Raw genomic sequence first — 2,951 nt, 5'->3', positions numbered from 1 at the left:
GTGAGGTACCGGCGCCGACCACGTCCCGGGCGTGAGGGGTGATCATGCACGTCGAAGTCGACCTCGACCTGTGCCAAGGCCATGCGGCGTGTGAGCTGGAGGCACCGGAGATCTTTGTCGTCCCGAAGCGGGGGAAGGTCAGTCTTCTGGACTCGGACCCACCCGAGTCGCTCCGCGGTGAAGCCGAGATGGCGGTCAGGTACTGCCCGACCGGCGCCCTGAGAATTGTCGATTGATTGCAGCGAATTCATGTGCTCGAGGGAGGAAGTTCAGATGACGGGTTTCGACCGCGCAGAGCTCGACGAGATGGTCCAACGCTGGATCGAGGCGAACAAAAAGGCCGAAGCCGCCGGCGATTGGAAACCGTTGGCGGACATGTATACCGAGGACGCCACGTACGGGTGGAACTACGGCCCCAAGCAGGATTTCATGGCGGTGGGGCGCGAGGAGATTCGCGAAGTCGCGCTCGGTCTCGAGATGAAGGGCCTCGAAGGCTGGGAGTATCCGTATCAAGACTTTGTGATCGACGACCGTAGCGGAAACGTGATCGGCTTGTGGAAGCAGATTTCCGATGCCAAGCGTGAGGACGGTAGCAACTACTCCGTCTACGGTATCGGTGGTAGTTGGTTCCGCTACGGCGGGGATTTCCAATGGTCGTGGCAGCGTGACTTCTTCGACTTCGGGAACGTGTCGGCACTGTTCATGGAGATGATCGGCAACAACGCTCTCTCGAAGGGGATGCAGGGCCGGATCCAGCGATCGATCTCGGGCGACCCGCTACCGGGCTGGTATCCGGTGGGCACCGCGCCGGTTTCGCTGTGGTGAGTCCGATGCCGGTGCGCGATTCCTTCGAGGCACTCTCTCAGCGCGACCTTGCCGTGCTGGTGCCCGAGTTGCTCCTGTGCGGGCAGCTGATCGATCGCTCGGGCATGGCGCATCTGATCGTCGAATTCGGACGCGAGGGTATGGCACAGGTGGCCGTCGAGGAGTGGGAGTCGGCCAGCCCCTGGTACACCCGCCGCATGCAGAAGGCTCTCGGATACGAGGGCGACGACGTCGTGACGATCTTCAAAGGATTACAACTCGACATCGGCGCTCCTCCACAGTTCATGGACTTCCGATACCGGGTCGACGATCCGCTGCACGGTGAATTCTGGCTCGACCATTGCGGAGCACTCATGGACGTCGAGCCGTTGGGCGATGAGTTCGTGACCTCGATGTGTCACGACATCGAGGATCCGACTTTCGATGCAACGGCCATCGCGACCAACCCGCGCGCCCAGATCCGGCCGATTCACCGACCACCGCGCAGGCCCGCCGACCGACATCCGCACTGCGCCTGGACCGTTTCCATCGACCCGTCGCACACGCCTCCCGTGATGACCGCGCACACCGAGCAGATCGGACGCACCGCCGCGGTGACGGTCGAGCTGAGCCCGATCGATCACGGTGGGGACGGTAGGGCGGACTACTCGGGTCCGTTGTTGTCCGACCTGAGGTTTTCCGACTTCTCGCGATCAGCCTTGGTTCGTATCGCAGAGGAGATCTGCGTGCAGCATCATCTGTTGGCGTTGGGCTTTCTGGCAGCGGTTCGCCGCCGTGCCGACGAAGACAAGGCTCGCGAGATCACGCGAAAGCAATTGACCGGAATCGCGGGAGTTGCGGCACAGCGTATTCGAGATGCGCTCGGGCTTCCTTCGACGCTGGAATCGTTGGCATTGGTCCTGTCCGTGCATCCCTTGCTGAATCCGAAGCAGTATGTGGAGAGCGAGATTCGACAGGACGGCGGTGCTCTGGAGCTGCGGATCTCGCGAGAAGCTCTTGTCGACCGCGACGGCGGTTGGCCGACCTTGCTCGGCAGCGAGCACCTCGATCCTCTCCAAGCTTTGGTCCGCGGCGTGAATCCGCACTTCACCGTGAGAGTGGTGGCCGAAGATGCCGCGGGGCTTCTTCTGGCCGTCGACATCACCGAAGCTCCCGCTCCGGAATGCGTCGAAGTCGCCATCACGAAGGTCAGTACCGGCGCGGCATTCGTATTCGAAGATCGCGGAATCCCCTTGCCTCTCTTCGTCGTCTGACCGGCCGAACCCGAAGGACTCAACCTATGGCGTACACGTTTGCAGACCTGTTCGAGCATTCCGTCGATGTGATGCCCGATCGCCTCGCGCTGATCGTTTCCGGCGAGGAGGTGACATACCGTGAGCTCGACGAGCGGGCCAACCGATTGGCGCATTACTTCCAGTCCGTCGGGTTGGGTGTCGGTTCGCACATCGGTATTCAACTGCACAACTCGATCGAGGCGATGGTTGCTGTCCTCGCGGCCTTCAAGATCCGCGGCGTTCCCATCACGGTGAACTACCGCTACACGAGCGACGAATTGGTTTATCTGTACGAGAACGCGGATCTCACGGCGTTGGTTTTCCATCGTGGTTTCGCTGAGCGGGTCGCCGAGGCCTTGGTGGCTACGCCGCGGGTCAAGTACGTGATCGAGGCGGCGGACGAACTCGCTCTCGGGAACGAACCGTCGATTCCGGGGGCAGTGGCGTACGAGGATGCGCTCGGCAACCAATCCTCGCTTCGCACAGGTGAACATGCATTTCCCGAGCGTTCCGGCGATGACGTCTACGTTCTCTACACCGGCGGAACAACCGGACGACCGAAAGGCGTCGTCTGGCGGCAGGAAGACATCTGGCGCGTATTGGCCGGCGGTTACGACTTCTATTCGGGTGAGCCGATCGCCGACGAGTACCAGCAGTCGCGCGGTGGCGCCGCGGCAGCCGAACCGATGCGGTGGTGCATGCTTCCACCGCTGATCCACACCTCGGCACTGATGCCGACGTTCAACGCTCTGTTCTCCGGAAACACCGTCATCTTCGAACCGAAGTTCGATGCGGCACAGGTCTGGAAAGTCGTCGCCGAGTATCGGCCGCAGGTCATGGTCATCACCGGCG

Annotated in this window: 4 protein-coding genes; all 4 read left to right on the top strand. The window is 61.9% G+C overall.

The window, feature by feature from the left end; translation table 11 throughout:
• Nucleotides 1-44 precede the first annotated feature (44 nt).
• Nucleotides 45-236 (top strand): ferredoxin, encoded by a 192-nt coding sequence (locus RWT78_RS28945; protein WP_020907945.1) that lies wholly within the window; start codon nucleotides 45-47, stop codon nucleotides 234-236.
• A 37-nt stretch (nucleotides 237-273) separates the two neighbouring features.
• Complete coding sequence (locus RWT78_RS28940; RefSeq protein ID WP_007728648.1) at nucleotides 274-825, top strand: hypothetical protein; 552 nt, start codon at nucleotides 274-276, stop codon at nucleotides 823-825.
• Nucleotides 826-830: 5 nt separating this feature from the next.
• Nucleotides 831-2,078, top strand: a complete 1,248-nt coding sequence (locus tag RWT78_RS28935) for a hypothetical protein (RefSeq protein ID WP_003944063.1) — start codon at nucleotides 831-833, stop codon at nucleotides 2,076-2,078.
• A gap of 26 nt (nucleotides 2,079-2,104) precedes the next feature.
• Nucleotides 2,105-2,951 (top strand): AMP-binding protein (locus RWT78_RS28930; protein WP_314682871.1); only part of this gene is annotated, 847 nt, incomplete at its 3' end.

This window comes from uncultured Rhodococcus sp. (assembly GCF_963525155.1).
GTDB lineage: Bacteria > Actinomycetota > Actinomycetes > Mycobacteriales > Mycobacteriaceae > Rhodococcus_F > Rhodococcus_F qingshengii.
The sequence above is the reverse complement of the archived record's forward strand: the minus strand, read 5'-3'. Positions and strand labels throughout refer to the sequence as shown.

Bases quoted from the DNA above. Each gene is read 5' to 3' on its own strand.
- RWT78_RS28945 (WP_020907945.1), top strand. From the start codon at position 45: ATGCACGTCGAAGTCGACCTCGACCTGTGCCAAGGCCATGCGGCGTGT.
- RWT78_RS28940 (WP_007728648.1), top strand. From the start codon at position 274: ATGACGGGTTTCGACCGCGCAGAGCTCGACGAGATGGTCCAACGCTGG.
- RWT78_RS28935 (WP_003944063.1), top strand. From the start codon at position 831: ATGCCGGTGCGCGATTCCTTCGAGGCACTCTCTCAGCGCGACCTTGCC.